The following is a 19423-nucleotide window of genomic DNA, read 5'->3' on the forward strand; positions in this document are numbered from 1 at the left end:
TTGAGCTACGCAACGGCTCCGCTCAGCAGGCCTTGACCGCAACCTAAACACGAGAAAGAAACAGGAACGGATTCTACATCCAAACGGCCCGGATCAAGGGGCTGGGTCAACGTCACACGAACTTGACCCAACCGTCACAGTGCGACCAGGACAGGGCAAACGCTCAACATCAGATGGCGCACCAAGCCGAACAGTCCTTTTGCAATGAAACTGGCTTTGAGCTGCAGATCCGTCTACTGGCTACCGAAGGTCAGACAGCCACCCGGCTCTTGATATTTGACCACTCAGTTTCCATAACTGCTTGGCGAACGCCGGACTATCAATAGTTCCACAATGTGCGCTGATCTACGATCATATTCTGGTCAATGAAAAAGACCGTGATGCAGCAATAATGGCTTTGACTGAACTCCGTCAAAGCGCGTTATCCAATGCACCTTAGCCAACACTGCGGACAAACCTGCTCTCCACAGTTTCCGATTGAAGGGGTCGAGTCCGACTCAGTGCAAAATATGTGATGACTACGTTAGGGTAAAGCAGACTAGCCCTACGAGAGACGGATCGAAGCGTCCATGAACGTGATGGCGTTACCAAGGAGTATAACTCGATCACCTAAGAGTTCGCAGTCGAGCCAACCACCGCGCTTCGAAGCTTGAAAAGCACGATGCCTTTTGTTGCCGAGAATATCCGACCAATATGGAACTAAGGTGGCGTGGGTCGAACCCGTCACCGGGTCTTCGGGTATCCCCGCTCCAGGTGCAAAGTATCGCGATACGAACGCCGCTCCTGAGCTACCGTTCCCTTTTCCCGTCACGACGAGGCCCACAGGGCCAAGCTGCCCAATCCGCATGAGGTCCGGCACGAAGTTTCGGACTTCGAGTTCTGACCCAACATCGGCGAAGATGTTCTCAAAATTACGGAATATCGTGTTTGGGGCTTTTGTGAACACGCCGTCCAATTCTATCGGCAATACGGAAAGCGTCTCAGGCGGCAAGGCTGGAATATCTAGTCGGTAACCACCTTCTTGTTGCTCGACGCTCAGTGAGCCGACCCGTGTTTGAAACGTCATCGTACCGTTGACGCCATACTCGGACGCAAGGACGTGGGCGGTCGCCAGTGTCGCATGTCCGCAGAAATCGACCTCATGTAGGGGCGTAAACCATCGCAAGTCCCATTCGCCATCTGCCCTTTGCAGCGCGAATGCTGTCTCTGCCAAGTTATTTTCCTCGGCCAAAGCCAACATTATCTCATCTGGCAGCCAATGTTCGAGCACCAGCACAGCAGCGGGATTTCCGGCAAAGACCCGATCCGCGAAGGCATCCACCTGGAACATTTTCATTTGCCACTCCCCAATCCATTCACAGCGGTTTGCGCTTCAATCGGCAAAGACAATTCCAGACGATGTTCAAATCCGACTCTTCCTTTGAAAATCGGGCCACTGTCTGACATTCCGAAGCGTTGGTAAAGGGTTAGTGCAGCGACATTTCCTGCGTCAACGGCCAAGATCAGCTTTGTTGCATCAGGCCACCGAGCCTGTGCACCTTCAATAGAAAGTTGAAGCGCGGAGCGTCCAAGGCCACGGCCCTGAAGGGCTTTGGCAATCTTGAGACCATGTAGGGAAATCGCTTTCGGGGGCGTCCAATCTGGCGAGGCTGGCGGGCGCTTGAGCAGAACTATACCGGCTGGCGTCTGGCCCTCGGCAAAAAAAGCGAGCCCAAAGGTATTCGATCCACTTCGCCGTTTCCATTCTTCGACCGAGCCGGGGAATGTGCCTCCAAATTCTTCCTGTTCCTTCGAGACTTGAAGGCTAGTCAGAGTAGCCAAATCGACGTCTGCCATGGTTTCGAGATCAACAACTTCTAGTGCGTGGAAAATGTGTTTGGTCATTGAATCATCTAGCCACTCTGACGGGCGCCGCGCAACCTTGGAGGCAGACATTCGTGCATTGCGCAGCATCGGTGGTTCGGCAATTGCCGTTGTCTTCCGAGGTCAGGTCTCTGATTAAGGCTAAGACCCTGTTGGTGAGCCGTGTCTACAATGTCGATTGTTCGACGGTTTCAGCAGTTGGAAGTTCGTAGTAGTCGCCCTTCGTTTCGGTGCAAATCTGGCGGTCCATCGTGAGGCCAGTCGGCCCATCTAGTGTTCCAGCCATCACCGATATGTTGGTACTATCAAATTCACCCCAGAATACCTGGCTGCCGCACGTCTTACAGAACGCACGTTCAGCGGTTGACGAAGATTGATACCAGCTCAGGTTGTCTTCACCTTTGACTTCCAGGTGATCACGTGCGACTTGGGTGGCTGCGACGTAGTGGCCAGATGTCTTCCGGCATTGTGTGCAATGACATCCAACAACCGACCGAACATAGCCTGTTATTAGGTAGTTTACGGCACCGCACAAACAACTTCCTTTCATGTCGCTACTCCTTCCCATCTAGAGTCTTTGCCAATGGTTGGCATGGTCAGAAACAGCGATCGCAAACTAACCCGACCAAGCGCTGATCAGTTGCGACCGACACTAGCGCACACGATAGGTTTGCCTACTTGCAAACGTAATCAGATTATATGCGACGGGATTGCAATCATCCGCCTCGGATCACATTGCGTGCGAACGGCAAGTTAGCTGAAGAACACAGGGCGGATGCTGTGTATTTTTCGCTGTGAAGTAGCATGTGTCGCCAAACCGGCCGTTAAAGGTCAGCGCGAGGGGCCAATTTCGGTCCACCCTTTCGCCGCAACGTGGATCGACCAACGAAGTGCGGGACAAAGTGAGCTTTCGCCGCGGCGGTGCCAATGGCTGCTTACAGGATCAATCTAAAGAACGGTCAGACATGACCGCCATGTCAAAAACGATCGTTTGCGCCCGAATTTGAGCACTCAACCTGTGGGGAACCTGGCTTTCACTGTGTCGCACGCTGCCAGTCTACAATTGCAGTTACTTCCTCACCTTGAAAAAGGGCACCTGCTGCACTCAGGCGAAGTCCCTCGCCCTTGAACTCGACCATGCGCCTCTGCTCGGTCCCGACCCAATTCGGACACGAGGAATGCGTGACTCGATGGATCACGTGGTCACCAAAAAATTCAAACGGCCCAGCATAAGTGATCTGAGATTTGATGGCCGCGGCGTCTTCGTCCGCTGTGCCACCGAAGGGATCATTCAAAACGTAGAGCGCCCGATCCGCCGCACTGAGATGTACGAAAACAAAGCCGTCATTCGAATAGCTTATGTAGCCTGTTGCTCGCTCACCGAGAGGGTAAATGCGCTCGCCGCCATGCGTTTCATTGTACCAGGCCACCAGCTCCCATGTACCGATAAGTGGTGTGTTTCTAACCATTTCGCCGTTCCTTCCGGGATGCGCTTGAAGGTAGCAAGCGTCGTCACGCGGTGAAAGCGGTTTGTGGCTGGAAGTCTGGATGGGACTCCCACCCGAACTTTACCAGAAAGGCACATCTTCAACCCTAGGGTGGTTGCCGTCCCATTGTTCGCGCCAAAACGGTCGTTTTTGCCAAGGGCATTGCTGACGCCGGAGCAGTTGAAAATCTTGTGCCCCAAGCCCTTGGCAAAACCACCGTTGATTTTGGCACGTTTTTGGTCACTCCTAGAAAGAGGTCGTTGGTGCAAGCTGCAGCATCAAGTACTTTGGGCTCTTCCGGCACCTTGGCCGCGTTTTGCATGAATGGCAGTTCTCGCTAACGTACTACCCTGCCTTCTCCCGGAGCAGACCCCATCATGTCTCAAAGAGTGTAGAAATCGAGACGGTTCGCCAGTCGGGTCTCTTTCAATGTTTCATAGGCTATTTCAGGCATTGTCTTAGAGATATTGAGACGCTTGATGGCGCGATATCGAAGAAAATCTCCTTACCGCCCTATTTTGCACTCAGCCTGAATCGACCCCCAAATAGTCGCGATAAGATCGATTGGCAGCAATCCGCGACCAATTGCCTGCTCTTGTGCTGAATCTGCCCGATCAGCCTGACCATTGATCCTTTTTTGCGACAAGCCCCTGAACAAAAACAACAAGTATTATCCCACCGGCAATACGAAGAGTGTTTGCACCACAATGTCTGGAACCAAAATGATCGCCGCCAAGATGCTGGCCGAAAGAAACGCCAAGAGCGCAGCTATTGCGAGCAATAGAATGAAAGTGCCTCCTTGCAAGGCGTCGGGCATGCCGACGCGAGATTGATCCAACTTCGTCTCGTCTTCAAGGAGGTGCATGCATGTGCTTTTTGCCAGGATAGGGTCCAACTATGTGGCACGGCACAACATTTTCTTGAGTGACACATAGTTTGACATATATGGACAGCATTTTTGCACCAATTGACAGATAGTTTGATTTTTAGGGAAGAACGCTAGACCCATCTGAGTAATGCTGCCGTCGCTCACCGTGCCGTTAAATCTAACTGAGAGCCCACACCAACCGATGCTGCGCTGCGCACCAATGTCGGCAATCCTGATAGAGCTCGACGATTCGTTGATCCCATAGCGACGGGAGTGTTCAGCTCTCTTGGACATTTCAAAGAATGGCCTTATGCCTATCCGTCTCCGAACGACAGGATATGACCGATGCAGCTAGAGCAAGTATTTGAGGTATGCCTTGTGGCCATTGTCGAAGCCACATTACCAGATGTAGGTTGGCGACTGTCAGAAGAGACGGCGAGCGGACATCTTTATGTTGGTCAGATTGAAACGGATGTTGGGATCGTCACAATTGTGGACAGTGTTTCCCTCGGTCCCCGGACGTGCGAAGTGTGGGGCATAGATCCATATGCGGAAGACACAAAAGTAGAGGTGAGCTGGGCGAGTGTGGCAGATCGTGCGACGACTTGGGAGGATCACTTCGCCGCTCGAAGCGACGTGCTTGACCTACGTGACGACGGTTATCATGAGAGCTTGTTTTTGACTGTACCAACTGGGTTCGTCGCAAGGCTTTCGTTCTCTGCCCAGGACCTGGGTCGCGAAATCGAAAGCAATGTGCCGCGTTTCGCCGATGGGGGTGCCTTGTTGTTCAATGTGACAGACGCACGAGACATGACGGTTGTGGCGGTAGAGAACCAATAGAAAGTCGACGAGACCTTTTACCGTTTTCTAGTCGCATTCACCGAAACCGACATTGGCGCCGTTACGCCGAAATCACACGTTGTCCCGCTCTACAGCCATTAGTGTGCCCGCAGCTATCCTTACCGGTTAGGTGTTCAGTCCCGGCATCTGGTGGATCGGATTTAGGATGAATCGATCTGGTTCTGATGTCCAGATTTTGCAGATGTACTCGTCCGGCGTCAGGCCGCTCAGGGTTTCTAGCCTTCGTGCGGAGTTGTAGGCGTCCAACGCTACAGCTGCGCCGCATGAGCACTGGACTGCGAAGAGCCCACATTTACATTTTTTGTCAAAGCAGCGAAGGTCTGGAAATCACATTCCTCCTCTTCCTGCCAAGGATAAGCGTTCCTGAAATGAACAAATTGTTAGCATCCTTCGCGGCGCTTATGAGCTCGTCAGCCGCGTCAGCCCAATCGACCGTGCCTACACTCTTGTTGGAGCTTGGCCCGCTCTTGGAAAGCAAGCGCCATGCACTCATTGAGAGTTTCCGTCCTCCGCTGTCTGTAGAGGAGATCGCAAGCTTGGAGGCGGAGCATCAGATTGTTTTGCCTGATGCAGTTAAGGCGCTTTATCTTTGGCATGATGGCCAGGATTTGACTCGCTTCGAGACTTTCGTAAACAACATGGCGCTTCAGCCGTTATCAGAAGTTCTCAAGACAAAAGCTGAATTAGACGGAATGATCGGATATGACTTTGTCCTGGAAAACTGGTGGAATCCAGCTTGGCTACCGCTGTTTTACAACGGTGGCGGAGATTATCTGGTAGTTGATATGGAAGGTGTCCATACGGGAAACCGAAATCAGCTTCTGAGAGTCTATCATGATTGGGAGTATCGACCGATTGTCGCTTCAGACCTTGAGACCTTTCTTAGCGCAACAATAAGCTATCACGATGCAACGCCGATTGATCATATGGACGAATTCCATGAGATCGACGATTTTCTGCCATCGACGGATGCGTCGTTCGAAGCATCCGGCCCAGTCGAGCCGCTGAAATAGCAAGCGGGTTAGTTATGGCATTGGGTCGTTCTGTCAAAAATTGCTGGTGCCTGAGCCAGATGGGTAATACAGCGCCGTAAATGAGAATTGGGCACAATCGTTCGATGCTACTCAATGCACCAACGTCCGTTTCTCAAAACCCGATTACTTTCTAGGTTTACGCAAGGATCGCAGATCAAAAGGCAACTTTTTTGGACGTCAGCTCAAGAGTTGTGCCAATCAGGAGCGTCAGCTACCAACTGTCACCCTTCAAACGCGTCGCCGATCAATACTGCGAACTGGCGCTCCATTGAGTCGGGCGAGAGGCGCCAGCGTTCGGGGTTTTCGAACTCAAAGTGCTGCTTGAAAGACATATCGCTTTGGCGCAACACTGATCGCGCCGCGATCCATGCTTTGTCTCCCTCAGCGCGCATGATCTCGCGCTGGCGTAGATGCAATCCGCCCAGATCCCTTCCAATCTTGCGCAGTGTGAACTCCTGAAGTGTGCGGTTCAGAAACAAAAAGCCGGAGCCTTCATAATTCACGCTGTCTTTGGTCAGAAAGGTGTAGCCAACATAGTCCCATTGATCACTCTGTTCACGCGCAGCCCCAAGTAGCGTGCGACCGATACTTTGAGCAATTTCTCCAAGGTTCGACATTTTCTTCCTTAGTTCCCATGTGGACTGATACAGTGCATAGCCATGTCCTTCACGCATACATCCAGATTGCCCCAACGTAGACGAAAGCCAGAACTTCGGAAACATGAAAGGAGTGCTCTGATTCGACGATTTGTCGGAGCCCATTCTCGATTGACGGAGTAAGAAGCCGCCCTTTAATCCGAGTACAGCGAACAAACCACTTGTTGCGCGACACGTCCAGGCTGATCCTCGCTGCGTAACGCGCGAATAGCCGGTTTGTCCGCTGCAGCGCAGTGTCTATGAACACGCGCTTGCAGCGAATTTTGTGCTGCGAGCGCGCGCAGCATGAAAAACCAAGGTACCAATTGGGCTCTCCTGACACCTTCGCCGCGATCTGCACCAAGGGCGCGTCTGGTACGGGTCGACTTTCGCTGCGCGCTGCATGAACTGACAAGACGCGGGACGTTCCTGACTTTCGCTGCAGGTGCACCGATGTCTGCTACAGCGAAAGCGAAATGATTTGCCAGATTGCCCTTGGTAGAACATAGTGGGAACAAACAGTGTAACGAAAGGCCAGACCATGCAAGACATTTCGCTTTATCTCCCGGGCATTCTTCTGGCATACTCGGCCTTTCTTCTCGCCATCGCCAGTCCGGGGCCGAACATCCTTGCTGTCATAGGAACCTCGATGAGTGTGAACCGCACCTCAGGTATGTCACTCGCCATGGGCGTTGCGACCGGATCGTTTACATGGGCTCTGCTGACGGTGTTTGGCCTTTCGGCCGTTCTGGCGACCTATGCCTCGGCACTGCTGTTTATCAAGATTTTCGGTGGGCTCTATCTGCTTTGGTTGGCCTACAAGTCCTTCAAATCGGCAGCCTCAAGCCATGACATTGAGGCAAAGGAATTGGCCGGAGGTCGCCGCACGCCGTTCGGTTATTTCCAGCGCGGTTACATCATCCAAATGACGAATCCGAAAGCGGCACTTGCTTGGATTGCGATCATCTCACTTGGGCTGCAAGAAGGCGCACCGCTCTGGGTCGGGGCCGTGATCGTTCTGGGCACTTTCGCGCTCTCGATCATCATTCACCTCCTCTACGCGATTGCTTTCTCCACACCCGTGATGGTGCGCGTCTACGGCAAGGCCCGCCGTGTCATTCAAGGTGTCCTCGGCACATTCTTCGCACTTGCTGGTTTGCGGCTCCTAACGAGCAGGAGCTGACTCCATGACACACTATCCCGAGAACGCTGCGGCCAACCTGAATGATGGGTTTGTCGTGGCTATCAACATCGTCGCGAAAGAAGGTGAGGCAGATGCCGTCGCCGACATCCTAGAGCGATTGATTGAACCGACGATGGCTGAGGCGGGTGTGAAGTTCTTCGTGCCTTATCGGTCTCCAACGGATCAGAACGCATTCTTTGTGTACGAGCTCTATAAAGATGTGGCTGGATGGGATGCGCATAACGAGTCCGCTCATTTCCAAAGCGCCGTAAAAGAGTTGCTACCGAAGGTCGAGCGGCGGGAGCGGGTCCCATTCGTCCCTTACGTCCATTGACCCATTCTTTAGAGAGCGGACATTAGCTACGGAGCAGCATTCCAGTAGTCTGGGCTCTCCCGGAACCTTCGCCGCGAGATCTATGAACGACAGTTCCGGGATGGGTCGCCTTTCGCCGCGCGGCGCTTAAAGTGGTAAGGCGCGGGACTTTGCAGCCGTTGCCCTTTCGCGTGTTTGCCGACGCAGCATCCATTCGCGTCTGCGGCACGCTTGCTATTGCGTAGCAGGAGATTTCCCGATTGCGGCCATTCATAGGTGGAAATTTCGGCCAAATTCAAACCGCCCTTTCGCAGCGTGCCGGATCAACCATCGAGACGCGGACTTCTCCGACATTCGGTCCCGTCACCTGGATGACTGCCTTTGAAAATCAACCAAGCTCAACGGTCACCTCAGCTCTTCCAATGGATGAGAGCTGCGGCGACATTTCACCGTGTTTCTCCGCGATCAGTACGTCCAAAGACTCAACTCCACAAATTGTGTGCGCCGCACAGTGGCCGCAAGAGTGAAATACGCTCCAGTGGCAGCGATGGCCATTGTCCATGATTTCGGATTGACCCATTGAAACGCCGCGACCTGAAGCACCGTAAATGGCTTTGCACCCGCTGTTGGTCCGCTTTCCTCTTCTTCTCCTTCGGAAGGGCGTAGCGCCGGGACGGCAAGCTGCCAAGCTAGCCAAAGAAGCCAGACGACGCGCATTACGTCAAAAGCGTAAGGTATGCGCCCCAGAACTAACCCTAGCACCAAGACTGTGGCGCTGATCAGTACAGCAAAGCCGGTTGCAATGCCGATCAGATGCGGCAACGTGCGTCGCCAACCAGATGCATCTCCAGACGCCATGACCATCAAATTGTTCGGTCCTGGGGTGATACGAGAGCGAAAGGGTTCGCAATCGTTCATGATGTTGGCACAACTTCGGCTTTTTTCGGCCTTAAAAATATGTTAGACGTTACCCGCTTGGAGGTTGACCGAGGTGCGGTCGCCGTTATTGGCAGCTTGGGTTCGAATCCCAGACCTCCCGGCCATCTGCTGCCTAATGCAACCCATTGGCTAGGAAGGACATTCGCGCCAATCAACGGAACGGCAGTTCCGTCCCGCGAACTGTAAATTGCCGCTTCAATTTTCACCGCGCTGTGCATCAATGACTGGTTTTTCTGCCGCCGCGCAGCGTCATGAACCAAGCAGATGCAGCGGTTTTCATGCTGCGAGCGATCGCAGCGAGAAATCGTGATAACCGCCATGGGCTCGCAGTTAGGTTTCGCCGCTCAGAGTGCGAACGACAGCCGTTGATCCGCCAACGAGTGCTTATCGCAGGACCAGCTACGATTTCAGTGGCTTGGCCAAACGACCAGATGGCCGGTGTTGGTCTGCCTGCCGCACTGGCATTGCCGCGTCAGAATTAGGCGGCTCAGAGCCCACTTTGACCGATGCTGCAGTCGTCGCGAGTGACCGCTTCTCCTGTTCAGCGAGTGTTTATTGCGAGCGTGATCTGTTCAATGTGTCTGCGACTTTTCAGCTTGAATTTGCGCCAGCATTCGAACGCGCGGTTCATGGCGCTTGCGATATAAGAACCGAGCCCAAAGAGCGAAGGCCCACGTCAACAGTCCTGCATCAATAACGATTACGTCTTGCAGCCTCGAACCCTCTGGGCGGGGTTCTACTGACAAGGTATGGTTCCACGATTTGACGCCTGCACCAAGCTCTGACGATCGCAAGATCATGGCTTCATCATCACAATCCAGCACTTCCATCAGATATGGCTGAGATGGCAACTTGCCGAATAGCGATACTTGAACGTTTATGCTTTGACCTGCGCGAACCCGACCGCTCGGCAAGCCCTCAAAGGAAACAATGCCGTCCATTATTGCCTTGAGCGCGTCGAGGTCAGTCGCCAGCGCCCAGACATCCTCTGCCGGTGCCGCGTACTCATGTTCCAAGATTACAGTTCTCATGTTTGAGTCCTCTAATTTTTCAATTTCTGCGTCCCGGCCAATGTCCTACTTTGCCGAATTACAAGGCAAATTCAGTCAAAGTTGAGTAATGCTCTGCATCTTGAACCAAGTTGATTGTCGCTCTGTCGCCCAGCCTTTCCTTCAGTGCTGCGGACATCTGAGGCGGTGACCATGTGTCTTTCGTCCCCTGCCAGATATCAACCGGGCACTGAACCAAGTCCAGTGTATCGCTCCAGTCGTCCACATAGGCTTTGATGTAGGCAAGGTAGCTGTTGGGCCTTTGAATGAAACTCTCAGACAGCGCGGCATGAAGGGCATCCCGGAACGAAGGATCTTTCAAGAGAGCCTTCTCCATCGGGCCGCATTTGCCAAACAGCATGTTTAAAACCGCATTTGGTGCAAAACGGGTCAGTAAACCTTGGGCAATCGTAAGAGCCCGGAGCATCCTCTGGCGCTTCATCGCCAACTCAAACACGGGCTTACCCGCCATATCCGGCAGAAAATCACCCAGCTGCAAGGGAGCGGCAGGGGAAATCAAGGTCAATTGGGACACCAGATTGGGATGTGCCGCTGCGATCTTAAGGGCGACCATTGCGCCAATAGAAAAACCGACCAAATGCACATCGTCATTGGTCGGAGGATCTGTCGCTTCCAACGCTCTGGAAAATGCCAAACCGGCGGACTCTGGCGTAAAACTCAGGAGATCGACTGCAATGATCTCAACTTCGGTATTGGTATTGCGAAGCAGTTCAGCATCTGACTGGCTGCCGGGCATGCCGTGGCAAAAGAACACTTTGCTCATGATTTCGTTGCCGTTCATCTCTTCGCAGTATCTCCATCACAACCTACATCGTCGCAGGCACATTACCATTGCCGACATGCACGACCGTCTACCCAGCAATCGGCTAAGCGGGCCTCTGCTGCGCTTGCACCAAAGGCCCGCTTTTGTGATCGATTTCGGGCTAGCCGCGCCTGACCCTTTCAGAGGGCGAGTTTCTGGAATGTCGTCGGTGGCGGGTCTGATCTGTGTGTATTCCAGAATTGCGACTGAGCGTCACGAGACTGCCATTCTTGCCAAACCGTGAGATGACCATCGGAATCAGACTGAACTCTTGCTGCCAAACATCCCTGGGCTTTGCGAATATCCGTCAGCATGGCCTCGATCTCGGAATGGGCAATCCTCCTGGACACGCAATAGACAGGGGTCGGTCCTGGGCTCGTTTGCGCCGCAGATAGGGCACGCATCGGGATGAGCGACATACCCAAGGTTGCTCCCATAGTGGCCAATACGGTCCTGCGCGTGACATCAGCCGTCTTAAGTTGCACCATCACATCACCAGCCGTTCGTAATACGTCACCTCAGGGGCGCCTTCCATAAACGCCAGCAGCGTAGCTATAACACCCGTATCCTGGATGGAAGCAAGATAGGCCTGATGATGTGCTTGGCTGACCCATTCCTCGTGCAGCAGGAATGCGCGTGTCTCTGGATCGTAGAACAGATTGACCTGCAAAGCGCCGTCAAAGCCCCGCACGTTTGGCAAGTTTTCCTGCAGGAAAGCTGACAAGGCGTCGAACGAGCCCGCTTTGACGGTCATTTCCAAGGTCACCCAAATACTCATTTTCAATCTCCTGTTTTGGTTGCTCGGAGATTGCACAAACCCAGGCGCTATTGATGTAAGCTTTGCTCTAAAAATCGTGAAATACGGTCAAAAACTCAGGCGAGTTTCAAGCGCATCTGTTTCGGCGTCTCACCAAAATTCCGGTGAAAATCCTTGATGAAATGTGACGCATCGGCATAGCCGATGTCATGGGCAACCTGTGCGATGGAAAGCGTTGAATTTTCAACCAAATCCCGGCCTTTCGCCAGTTTGACATCCCGCAGCCACGCCCCTGGCGTCATCCCAAAGGTCCGTTTGAAGTCACGCTGAAACGAAGACAGCGAGCGCCCGGACAGACAGGCGTAATCGGCGATCGTCAGCCCATGATCCGCATGAGAACGCATCAACTGCTTGATATTGCGTCGTCCTTTGGTGCGGTCCGTGTTGAGCAGAAACCGGCGAAGCTGTTTTTGATCGTCATGCAAATCCAGCAGAAGAAGAAGTTCGAGCAGTTTCGCCTTAATCAGCGCGAAAGGCGCGTCGAGGCCGATATAGACATCCTGCAATGCTGCGACATAGCCCGCCAAACAAGGCGTTCCTGCAAACAGGGATGGCATACAAGGCGCCTGCAGCGTGTCGATCGCAGATGTGGCTATTAGGAACTCTTCGATGATCTGATCGTTGAAAAAGAACAGCCAGGCTTCCAGAGGCCCATCGGCGTTCGTAAAGTCAGAGACCATATGGTGGTGGCGCGGTATCATCAACATGTCGCCAACGCTGACACGGGTCTCCTTCCCATCAAAATCATAGAAAGTCTCCCGACCGCGTACGACGTAGGCCAAACAGGGTGCATTGGTGAAAAACTCCACGCCAAACATGTCTTGCTGAATGAATTTTCGAAAGATACTTGCGCCTCTCTGAGCCATCACTGGCTGGGCATCCACAAAATCGAACAAGCCGTCCGGGATCAACAGCGTATTGTCCGTGCAATAGGTCGCAATGGTCTTCTTTGCTGGTTGCAACATGCTCAGCCTTTCGCCGCCGGATTGTTTCGATGCAGACTTTAGCTATCCCGCGGAACATTGGAAAGCAGGAGCCCAACGCATTGCGTGCCTTACCTCTGCTATCAGATCAGCCATCTGGTAGATGTCGCTCCCGACCGCACGGATCTGCGCGCCCCGGTATATTTATGCAGGATCAGCAGATACTTGTCTTCGAGCCCCCCCGGTGGGCATCGTAGACCGCCCTAAAACGCCTGAAAGTACTCTACAAACAAGACATGTGCTCTTATTTCCACGGTGAAGAAAGAAGCAATGCGAGTTCGTCGAGCGCATGCTGGACGCGTGCGGTTCTGAGGGTTCTGGGACTAAGCAGGGCGACAATATCTGCGTCTGGAAGGGCAAACCCCTCAAGCAGCTGGACAAGTCGACCATCGGCGAGTTCCGCGGCCACATTCCATTCTGAACGCAGAACTATTCCGAGGCCCGAGACAGCCCAGGATTTCACGACCTCTCCGTCATTGGCGGCGAATGCTGGCTGAATGCGAACCGTGTGACGGTCCCCGTCAGGTCCGGAGAAATTCCACACGCTAACATTCGCCTGATCCTCACGGATGACGCCGCAGGCGTGGCTTGCCAGATCATCAGGATGCTTCGGTGTGCCGTGTTGGGCCAGATAGGCTGGTGCGGCGCACAGGAACCGCCTGTTGGGGGCGAGCTTGCGCTGGACAAGTCCGGTGTCAACCAACTGTCCGACATGGATGACCATATCCCATTTGCTTGTGGCTGCTGCTCCATAGGGATCATCGCTCAGAGTTAGTTCAGGCGTAATTGCAGGAAACTCGGCCACCAGTTTGGCGATGAACGGAGCGATATAAATACGACCAAAGCCAAAGGGCGCTATGATCCTGAGGGGGCCACTAATATCCTGGCGACGGGCAGTCACGTCTTCGTTTAACCTGGCAAGATCGTCGAGAACGCTTTCCGCCCTACGGGCCAGCATTTCCCCTTCTGCGGTCACGATCAAGCGCCCACGGTTGCGTTCGATCAGGCGCAGCCCAAGACGCGCTTCAAGCTGGGCAAGCCGCTGGGAAACGGCAGGTGGGGTTACATTCAGCGCACGTGCAGCTGCAGCCAGGGACGGCTGCGCGACAAGAGTGGTGAAAAAGCGAAGGTCGGGCGTTTCCAGCATTAAGTTCAACTTAATGCGGAATATATCCATGATAAATACCAAATACATCCTGAATGGAGTATGGCTGCCGTTGCAACACACGGAGCTTAAGCTCATGACCGTATTAGATTCCTCACTGGCTGGCCTGCAAACCCCGGCGCTGATCCTTGATGAAGGTCGGATGATGAGGAATGTTCGCCGTTTGACAGATCACATCGTTGGAGGGGGCGTCACCCTTCGCCCGCATCTTAAAACAGTGAAGTCCCCCGAGGCGGCGAAGCGTCTGCTCTCCGAAGGTCTGGGTCCCGCCACGGTTTCGACGCTGGCCGAAGTCGAGGTTTTCGCCTCCATGGGCTTGCGTAATATGATCTATGCAGTTGGGATAACGCCGCAGAAACTCGACCGGGTGGCGGCGATCCGGGAAAGCGGTTGCGATCTGTCGGTCATTCTAGACAGTGTCGCGCAGGCGCGGGCTGTTGCCGAAACCTCGGACCGCCTTGGTATGCCCATTCCAGCACTGATCGAACTGGACTGTGACGGGCACCGCAGTGGTGTAACGCCAGATGATCCGATACTTATCGACATTGGACACATCCTGCATGAAGGCGCTGAGCTGCGTGGCGTGCTCGCCCATGCAGGAGAAAGCTATGAAATCTCGGGAAAAGTTGCCCATGCCAAATTTGCCGAGCAGGAACGGCTGACCGCTGTTACAGCGGCAAAGGCACTGCGCAAAGCTGGCTTAGCTTGTCCGGTTGTCAGTATCGGCTCAACCCCGACCGCCCACGCCATTCAAAACTTCGACGGATTGACAGAGGTTCGTGCCGGGAACTTCGCCTTTTTCGATTTGGTGCAAGCCGGGATCGGGGTTTGCGACATAGACGACATCGCAATCTCTGTCTTGACCACGGTTGTCGGGCATCAGCTTGAAAAGGGCTGGATCATAGTTGATGCGGGTTGGATGGCCTTGTCCAGAGATCGCGGCACAGCAAGTCAGAAGGTCGATCAAGGCTATGGCGTGGTCTGCAACGAGGCCGGAAATGTGATCCCCGAGCTGATCGTGATCAAGGCCAGTCAGGAACACGGCATTGTTGCTCGCCGACCTGGTAGCAATGCCCCAATGCCCGAAATGCCGCTCGGTGCAAGGCTGCGGATTCTGCCCAACCATGCCTGTGCAACTGCTGCACAACATCAAAAGTACAACGTATTACCTGAAGAGCGGACTTCTCCAATGATGGAATGGCCACGCTTTGGCGGGTGGTAACCCGCAAACACACACAAAGGAAAAAGCTAAAACATGCGCATATTGCTCGCAACGAACTTCTCGGCTGAAGACAATGCAATTTGGCTGTCTGAACTTGAAAAGGCACTCCCGAATGAAGTTCTGATACCTCTTTCAGAGAAAGATCAGAACTCCGAAGTCGACATTGCAATATGTTACCAGCCACCCCGAAATGCACTTTCAAACCTACCAGACTTAGAGTTCATTCAGTTACTGTCCGCAGGGGTGGATGGTATCTTGCGTGACCCAAGCATCCCAACAGACATTCCGTTCTGTCGTCTGGTAGATCCTGCGATGGCTGAAACAATCGCACAGACGGCGTTGATGTCTGTTCTAATGCTGCACAAGAATCTGGCGGGATATCAACGACAACAAAGAGAACGTGTGTGGCATCAGCTTCCACAGATTCCTGCCGGCGAAGTAACAGTTTTGGTCCTTGGACTTGGAAACATGGGGCGTGCGGCTGCAAGGTTAGTTGAGCAGATAGGTTACCGCACATTGGGTTGGAGTAGAAGTTCCAAGGAAATCAAAGGTGTTGAATGTTATTCGGGTCATGCCGCTCTCATGGAGGTGCTGCCTAAGTCCGATATCGTGCTTAACCTTTTGCCAATGACACAAAGCACGAAGGGGATTTTTAATGCTGAAACCTTTGCGGTAATGAAGCAAGGGGCTGGCCTGATTAATCTGGCGCGCGGAGCTCATGTCATTGAAAGCGATCTGTTGGTGGCGTTGAACTCCGGCAAACTTAGCCATGCTATCTTAGATGTTTTCAACACCGAACCCCTGCCAATCGACAGCGCAATCTGGTCCCATCCAAAGATCACCTTATTTCCACATATTGCTGCGATCACTGACCCAAAAACAGCCTCTCAGGTCGCTGCACGTAACATATTTGATTTCAAATCCGGGAAGTTGCCCGTTGGTCTGGTTAGGCGTGAACGACAATACTAGTGGTGTATTTCCGTACTTGAGCTTGCACATGTATCCGCGGCTAAGACCGGCAGAGAACGAAAGCGCTTCCTGGTTAACCTCCTTGGCTCACCTGGCATCATGGATGTTTTGTTCTGCACGTCCTTGCAAATTCATGACCAAACAACGGCCACGAAGGGTAAGATTTTGCCATGCAATATAGTGCGCATTCGTGCCTCAGGAAGCGGCAAGCTGATTTCCCGTGCTGGCTACCGCCGCAATGATCACGGTGGCGACTATTGACGGCGGCTCTTAAAGATCTGTCGAGCGACCGCAAACAGCCCGAAGGCGGCAATCAGCAAGACGAAAGATGCGCCATTTCCGATCCGGAGCAGGGGGTGCGCGATCAAGACGGCCACGGCACCGAGAGCAGGAGCGATAAAGCACATTGGTCGTGACATGGAACTGGATGTCGTTCGCCCGCCTAGCATCGGGACAGCGGTAGTTTTCGCCCGATAAGCGTTGTACATTTCGCCGTATCGAAGCGAAAGCCGTAGATCTTGGAGCGGAATGCCGGCGAGTGCCAGGATCACGAAGCCTGCGAAAAAAACCGCCATCGCAGCTGTGTCAGCCAATGCAGCATGAGATCCCATGAGCAAGATTGTACCCACGAAAAAGGGATGCCGAGTGAGCAATTGGATGCCCTCAGGCGACCGCAAGGACTTTGGCGTTTCCAGATTGCTCTGTCGAACGCGCAGCACTGCCATAGGCGAGCGGAAATAGTTTGCCAGCCCGCTCAAGATAAGCGTGACGCCTGCAAAAGCGACGAAGCCCAAAACCACACGTGCCATTGAGTATTCAGATAAGCCCAAGCCTACAGAACCATCTTCGCCAAAGACGGCGACAGTTGTGGCAACAAACACGAGACCGACCAATGCGATAATAGAGTAGAGCGCCGTGAAGGATTTTTCCCCCATGCGGCCTACTAACCCAGAGCGTAGTGGCGAGGAGCTCAGGCCGAGATGTGTTCCTGCAAAAAGAAGCCAGGCTGTTGTGATCATCAAAGCGGGCGCGATTTCCATTCTCTTCCTAACTCCACTGTGGCCCGGTAGGTTGATTCCACAAGGGCATCACATGTGCGCGGCGGGTTTTCTCCGGCCTCGACATGTTTCTTCACAATCGCGACCGGTGCATCTGCCAAGGCAAACGAAACAATGCGTAAAAGGTCGGGGCTGGAGTGACCAAACAGCCGGGTACAAAAGCCACGAATTTCGTTCCTCAGCTTCTGGCGCAGATTATCTGCTCTTTCTACTAAGGCTTCGGGCCATTTCCTGGAAACAAAGTCCTCGCGTCTGAAGCGGAGCAGAATCCTCGCTTTCTCAGGGTTTTCGCGAACCCAGCTTGGTACGTTCCGTACAGCGGAGAGGCCTGCGGATTCGGGTTCAGGACCAGAAAGATGCTCTAGGAAATGACTTTGGAATGCTTCAGCTGCTCCAAGCCAAACCTCACCAAGCAGCAAATCCCGTGATGCGAACCGGTAGTAGATAGATCCAGTCGGGGCACCCAACTCGCGTGCGATCCGCGCCATTGAGGCTTCCCCCGGTCCAACCACAGCCGCTAGCCGCGCAGTTGCCGCAATAATTTGGTCATTGGTGTATCGTGATGGGCGAGGCATTGTTTTAGAATCAATTTTCTAAAACAAATGTCAAGCGCCACTCAGTGCGCATAATCGGACGGAGGACTTCGTGCATTTCCGGATAGATGACGGCAACCCGTTCCGAACAATTAGCGTCCTTGATGGCACACCGGCATTGGCGTCTTGGAACGGACTTGGACATGCCTTCTCGACGCATCGAGTTCGATGTTTTTAATCTACGGCTGTCCGCCGGGACCATCAGACAAAAAACCGAACAAATAGTATTGCCAAAGGCCCTGAATGCGCCAATCCGGATACACCTTACATCAGCCGCTGACCTGTCCGAAAAACTGGGACAACTTCAGGGTTTTGGATTGCGGATAACGTGAGCATACAGACTGACAGCAAATACCATCTATGCGCTGAGTAGACCAACAACAAATCCGAGAGCTGACCTCCACCCGTTTCTGACGAACGGCAGCAAAGTCCGCCGATCTGTGAGTTGCCCTGACAAACCTCGCTGCGCGATGTTCGAATGGCCGAGTTTGCAGCCGCGCTGCGGCGCGCTAGACTGAGCACTTGCAGAAGTTTCCGCGCTGCGAGCGCATGCAGCAAAAAATGAAGACTTCCGCTGTGGGCTCTTTCCCACCATCCGCTGCGTTCTGCCACAAGGTCCGCATTGCGGTATCAGACAGCAACAGGCTTTCGTACATGACGAGGAACAACTCGTTGCCAATCGAGACCTTCAAACAGCGCTTCAAATTGGGAGCGGCTAATGGTGATGACACCATCGGTCATCCGCGGCCAGACAAATCCTGCACCATCGATCCGTTTGTAGGTCATGACCAGGCCTGTCCCGTCCCAAACAATGATCTTCATTCGATCAGCCCGTTTGGCCCGAAAGATAAAGATCGCTCCGCTGAACGGGTCCAAATCAAATTCGTTCATTACGATTGCCGCCAATCCATCCATACCCTTGCGAAAATCAACGGGCCTGGAGGCGAGGTAGAGTTTGAAGTTTCCGGATGGCGAGATCATGAGAGTGCTTGGATCACAGAGATAAGGTCTGATACTGGATAGTAAGCTGGCAAGGTAATCTCGAGTTGGTTACTACGCAGAACGATCTCGGAAGGGACGTCAGGCTCGATCGGATCCTCTTGGACAACGACCTCGGAAAATACCCTTTCTTCTTGGACTTCGGTTGTTATTCGTCCGGCCCGCCGAACGTCACCTCGCCATTTGTACACCAGAGATTGCGAGACGTTGCATGCTTTCATGATCTCGCCGACGCTCAGTTCACCACGATCCATCTTTTCGTTTATGAAGCGTTTGAAGCTAGGTGGCCAAACGCGACGCCCACCAGCATGCACTTCGATTTTGAAGCCGTAGACTTCGAAAGATCTGGTTTCCAACCCCATGGCAGCGCCTTTTCTCTGTTCGGCTGCAGTATCTCATGATGAAGTCGAAAGCGTCAGATGCTATTTAGGGGGTCAGATGCAACGCCTACCCTCTGGGTAGTTTTGCCGGAAGAGGTCAAATAGGGGTTCGGATGCGCCGCTTTAGCAACAAGCGTTATGGCTTGTTCCGACCCTTAATGCATTGCTTTCGTTGAGGAATT

Annotated in this window: 22 protein-coding genes and 1 pseudogene; 6 read left to right on the plus strand and 17 right to left on the minus strand. The window is 53.3% G+C overall.

Going from position 1 to position 19423, the window contains the following annotated elements; translation table 11 throughout:
• Positions 1–544 precede the first annotated feature (544 nt).
• The 5 genes from ACR0I7_RS19435 to ACR0I7_RS19455 form a co-directional block, all read right to left on the minus strand.
• A complete protein-coding gene (locus tag ACR0I7_RS19435; protein WP_480513936.1) occupies positions 545–1336 on the minus strand; it encodes a PhzF family phenazine biosynthesis protein in 792 nt (263 codons plus the stop codon).
• Positions 1333–1884 carry a GNAT family N-acetyltransferase gene (locus ACR0I7_RS19440; protein WP_480513938.1) on the minus strand — a complete coding sequence of 184 codons (552 nt, stop codon included), beginning with the start codon at positions 1882–1884 and terminating at the stop codon, positions 1333–1335. The genes ACR0I7_RS19435 and ACR0I7_RS19440 overlap by 4 nt, the downstream gene beginning before the upstream one ends.
• A gap of 145 nt (positions 1885–2029) precedes the next feature.
• Entirely contained in the window at positions 2030–2431 is a 402-nt protein-coding gene (locus tag ACR0I7_RS19445; RefSeq protein ID WP_480513940.1) for a GFA family protein, read from the minus strand.
• Between the two features lie 466 nt (positions 2432–2897).
• On the minus strand, positions 2898–3332 hold the full coding sequence (locus ACR0I7_RS19450) for a lipocalin-like domain-containing protein (RefSeq protein WP_480513942.1): 435 nt from the start codon (positions 3330–3332) through the stop codon (positions 2898–2900).
• Positions 3333–4020: 688 nt separating this feature from the next.
• Positions 4021–4215, minus strand: coding sequence for a hypothetical protein (locus ACR0I7_RS19455; protein ID WP_480513943.1), 195 nt, complete (start codon positions 4213–4215; stop codon positions 4021–4023).
• A 348-nt stretch (positions 4216–4563) separates the two neighbouring features.
• Here ACR0I7_RS19455 and ACR0I7_RS19460 point away from each other — a divergent pair, with 348 nt between their 5' ends.
• Positions 4564–5058 carry a hypothetical protein gene (locus tag ACR0I7_RS19460; protein WP_480513945.1) on the plus strand — a complete coding sequence of 165 codons (495 nt, stop codon included), beginning with the start codon at positions 4564–4566 and terminating at the stop codon, positions 5056–5058.
• A gap of 126 nt (positions 5059–5184) precedes the next feature.
• On the opposite strand, the pseudogene ACR0I7_RS19465 reads toward ACR0I7_RS19460, so the two are convergent.
• Positions 5185–5325, minus strand: a pseudogene (locus tag ACR0I7_RS19465) (IS481 family transposase); the annotation flags it as partial.
• Positions 5326–5342: 17 nt separating this feature from the next.
• On the opposite strand from ACR0I7_RS19465, the gene ACR0I7_RS19470 reads away from it, so the two are divergent.
• Positions 5343–6092 carry an SMI1/KNR4 family protein gene (locus tag ACR0I7_RS19470; RefSeq protein ID WP_480513947.1) on the plus strand — a complete coding sequence of 250 codons (750 nt, stop codon included), beginning with the start codon at positions 5343–5345 and terminating at the stop codon, positions 6090–6092.
• A 242-nt stretch (positions 6093–6334) separates the two neighbouring features.
• Here ACR0I7_RS19470 and ACR0I7_RS19475 read toward each other — a convergent pair whose 3' ends face one another.
• Positions 6335–6835: a hypothetical protein gene (locus ACR0I7_RS19475; protein ID WP_480513949.1), complete on the minus strand. Its 501-nt coding sequence runs from the start codon at positions 6833–6835 to the stop codon at positions 6335–6337.
• Positions 6836–7289: 454 nt separating this feature from the next.
• Between ACR0I7_RS19475 and ACR0I7_RS19480 the strand changes: the two genes are divergently transcribed.
• Positions 7290–7931: a LysE family translocator gene (locus ACR0I7_RS19480; RefSeq protein WP_480513951.1), complete on the plus strand. Its 642-nt coding sequence runs from the start codon at positions 7290–7292 to the stop codon at positions 7929–7931.
• Positions 7932–7935: 4 nt separating this feature from the next.
• Entirely contained in the window at positions 7936–8265 is a 330-nt protein-coding gene (locus ACR0I7_RS19485) for a putative quinol monooxygenase (RefSeq protein ID WP_480513953.1), read from the plus strand.
• 444 nt (positions 8266–8709) lie between these two features.
• On the opposite strand, the gene ACR0I7_RS19490 is transcribed toward ACR0I7_RS19485, so the two are convergent.
• The 6 genes from ACR0I7_RS19490 to ACR0I7_RS19515 all read right to left on the minus strand — a co-directional run bounded on the left by ACR0I7_RS19490 (position 8710) and on the right by ACR0I7_RS19515 (position 14098).
• Complete coding sequence (locus tag ACR0I7_RS19490) at positions 8710–9162, minus strand: LysE family translocator (RefSeq protein ID WP_480513955.1); 453 nt, start codon at positions 9160–9162, stop codon at positions 8710–8712.
• 593 nt (positions 9163–9755) lie between these two features.
• Complete coding sequence (locus tag ACR0I7_RS19495; protein WP_480513957.1) at positions 9756–10214, minus strand: SRPBCC family protein; 459 nt, start codon at positions 10212–10214, stop codon at positions 9756–9758.
• 58 nt (positions 10215–10272) lie between these two features.
• The gene (locus ACR0I7_RS19500; RefSeq protein ID WP_480513959.1) at positions 10273–11034 is read right to left on the minus strand and encodes an alpha/beta fold hydrolase; all 762 of its coding nucleotides are present in this window, start codon (positions 11032–11034) and stop codon (positions 10273–10275) included.
• Between the two features lie 508 nt (positions 11035–11542).
• A complete protein-coding gene (locus ACR0I7_RS19505; protein ID WP_480513961.1) occupies positions 11543–11833 on the minus strand; it encodes a putative quinol monooxygenase in 291 nt (96 codons plus the stop codon).
• 95 nt (positions 11834–11928) lie between these two features.
• On the minus strand, positions 11929–12837 hold the full coding sequence (locus ACR0I7_RS19510; protein WP_480513963.1) for a helix-turn-helix domain-containing protein: 909 nt from the start codon (positions 12835–12837) through the stop codon (positions 11929–11931).
• A 262-nt stretch (positions 12838–13099) separates the two neighbouring features.
• Complete coding sequence (locus ACR0I7_RS19515) at positions 13100–14098, minus strand: LysR family transcriptional regulator (RefSeq protein ID WP_480513965.1); 999 nt, start codon at positions 14096–14098, stop codon at positions 13100–13102.
• Between ACR0I7_RS19515 and ACR0I7_RS19520 the strand changes: the two genes are divergently transcribed.
• Together ACR0I7_RS19520 and ACR0I7_RS19525 are read left to right on the plus strand one after the other, a co-directional pair.
• Positions 14097–15242: an alanine racemase gene (locus tag ACR0I7_RS19520; protein ID WP_480513966.1), complete on the plus strand. Its 1146-nt coding sequence runs from the start codon at positions 14097–14099 to the stop codon at positions 15240–15242. The two genes, ACR0I7_RS19515 and ACR0I7_RS19520, sit on opposite strands and share 2 nt — an antisense overlap.
• A 33-nt stretch (positions 15243–15275) precedes the next feature.
• Positions 15276–16211 carry a 2-hydroxyacid dehydrogenase gene (locus ACR0I7_RS19525; protein ID WP_480513968.1) on the plus strand — a complete coding sequence of 312 codons (936 nt, stop codon included), beginning with the start codon at positions 15276–15278 and terminating at the stop codon, positions 16209–16211.
• Positions 16212–16465: 254 nt separating this feature from the next.
• Here the strand turns inward: ACR0I7_RS19525 and ACR0I7_RS19530 are convergent, their stop codons facing one another.
• From ACR0I7_RS19530 to ACR0I7_RS19545, 4 genes are all read right to left on the minus strand, one after another.
• Positions 16466–17251: an NnrU family protein gene (locus ACR0I7_RS19530; protein ID WP_480513969.1), complete on the minus strand. Its 786-nt coding sequence runs from the start codon at positions 17249–17251 to the stop codon at positions 16466–16468.
• Positions 17230–17844 carry a TetR/AcrR family transcriptional regulator gene (locus ACR0I7_RS19535; RefSeq protein WP_480513971.1) on the minus strand — a complete coding sequence of 205 codons (615 nt, stop codon included), beginning with the start codon at positions 17842–17844 and terminating at the stop codon, positions 17230–17232. Before ACR0I7_RS19535 ends, ACR0I7_RS19530 begins: the two co-directional genes overlap by 22 nt.
• A 648-nt stretch (positions 17845–18492) precedes the next feature.
• On the minus strand, positions 18493–18843 hold the full coding sequence (tnpB, locus tag ACR0I7_RS19540; RefSeq protein WP_480513972.1) for an IS66 family insertion sequence element accessory protein TnpB: 351 nt from the start codon (positions 18841–18843) through the stop codon (positions 18493–18495).
• Positions 18840–19223 (minus strand): hypothetical protein, encoded by a 384-nt coding sequence (locus ACR0I7_RS19545; RefSeq protein ID WP_480513974.1) that lies wholly within the window; start codon positions 19221–19223, stop codon positions 18840–18842. Before ACR0I7_RS19545 ends, tnpB begins: the two co-directional genes overlap by 4 nt.
• Positions 19224–19423 lie beyond the last annotated feature (200 nt).

This window comes from Ruegeria sp. AM1, from assembly GCF_056540745.1.

Bases quoted from the DNA above. Each gene is read 5' to 3' on its own strand.
- ACR0I7_RS19435 (WP_480513936.1), bottom strand. From the start codon at position 1,336: ATGAAAATGTTCCAGGTGGATGCCTTCGCGGATCGGGTCTTTGCCGGA.
- ACR0I7_RS19440 (WP_480513938.1), bottom strand. From the start codon at position 1,884: ATGACCAAACACATTTTCCACGCACTAGAAGTTGTTGATCTCGAAACC.
- ACR0I7_RS19445 (WP_480513940.1), bottom strand. From the start codon at position 2,431: ATGGGAAGGAGTAGCGACATGAAAGGAAGTTGTTTGTGCGGTGCCGTA.
- ACR0I7_RS19450 (WP_480513942.1), bottom strand. From the start codon at position 3,332: ATGGTTAGAAACACACCACTTATCGGTACATGGGAGCTGGTGGCCTGG.
- ACR0I7_RS19455 (WP_480513943.1), bottom strand. From the start codon at position 4,215: ATGCACCTCCTTGAAGACGAGACGAAGTTGGATCAATCTCGCGTCGGC.
- ACR0I7_RS19460 (WP_480513945.1), top strand. From the start codon at position 4,564: ATGCAGCTAGAGCAAGTATTTGAGGTATGCCTTGTGGCCATTGTCGAA.
- ACR0I7_RS19470 (WP_480513947.1), top strand. From the start codon at position 5,343: ATGAGCACTGGACTGCGAAGAGCCCACATTTACATTTTTTGTCAAAGC.
- ACR0I7_RS19475 (WP_480513949.1), bottom strand. From the start codon at position 6,835: ATGTTTCCGAAGTTCTGGCTTTCGTCTACGTTGGGGCAATCTGGATGT.
- ACR0I7_RS19480 (WP_480513951.1), top strand. From the start codon at position 7,290: ATGCAAGACATTTCGCTTTATCTCCCGGGCATTCTTCTGGCATACTCG.
- ACR0I7_RS19485 (WP_480513953.1), top strand. From the start codon at position 7,936: ATGACACACTATCCCGAGAACGCTGCGGCCAACCTGAATGATGGGTTT.
- ACR0I7_RS19490 (WP_480513955.1), bottom strand. From the start codon at position 9,162: ATGAACGATTGCGAACCCTTTCGCTCTCGTATCACCCCAGGACCGAAC.
- ACR0I7_RS19495 (WP_480513957.1), bottom strand. From the start codon at position 10,214: ATGAGAACTGTAATCTTGGAACATGAGTACGCGGCACCGGCAGAGGAT.
- ACR0I7_RS19500 (WP_480513959.1), bottom strand. From the start codon at position 11,034: ATGAACGGCAACGAAATCATGAGCAAAGTGTTCTTTTGCCACGGCATG.
- ACR0I7_RS19505 (WP_480513961.1), bottom strand. From the start codon at position 11,833: ATGAGTATTTGGGTGACCTTGGAAATGACCGTCAAAGCGGGCTCGTTC.
- ACR0I7_RS19510 (WP_480513963.1), bottom strand. From the start codon at position 12,837: ATGTTGCAACCAGCAAAGAAGACCATTGCGACCTATTGCACGGACAAT.
- ACR0I7_RS19520 (WP_480513966.1), top strand. From the start codon at position 14,097: ATGACCGTATTAGATTCCTCACTGGCTGGCCTGCAAACCCCGGCGCTG.
- ACR0I7_RS19515 (WP_480513965.1), bottom strand. From the start codon at position 14,098: ATGAGCTTAAGCTCCGTGTGTTGCAACGGCAGCCATACTCCATTCAGG.
- ACR0I7_RS19525 (WP_480513968.1), top strand. From the start codon at position 15,276: ATGCGCATATTGCTCGCAACGAACTTCTCGGCTGAAGACAATGCAATT.
- ACR0I7_RS19530 (WP_480513969.1), bottom strand. From the start codon at position 17,251: ATGGAAATCGCGCCCGCTTTGATGATCACAACAGCCTGGCTTCTTTTT.
- ACR0I7_RS19535 (WP_480513971.1), bottom strand. From the start codon at position 17,844: ATGCCTCGCCCATCACGATACACCAATGACCAAATTATTGCGGCAACT.
- tnpB (WP_480513972.1), bottom strand. From the start codon at position 18,843: ATGATCTCGCCATCCGGAAACTTCAAACTCTACCTCGCCTCCAGGCCC.
- ACR0I7_RS19545 (WP_480513974.1), bottom strand. From the start codon at position 19,223: ATGGGGTTGGAAACCAGATCTTTCGAAGTCTACGGCTTCAAAATCGAA.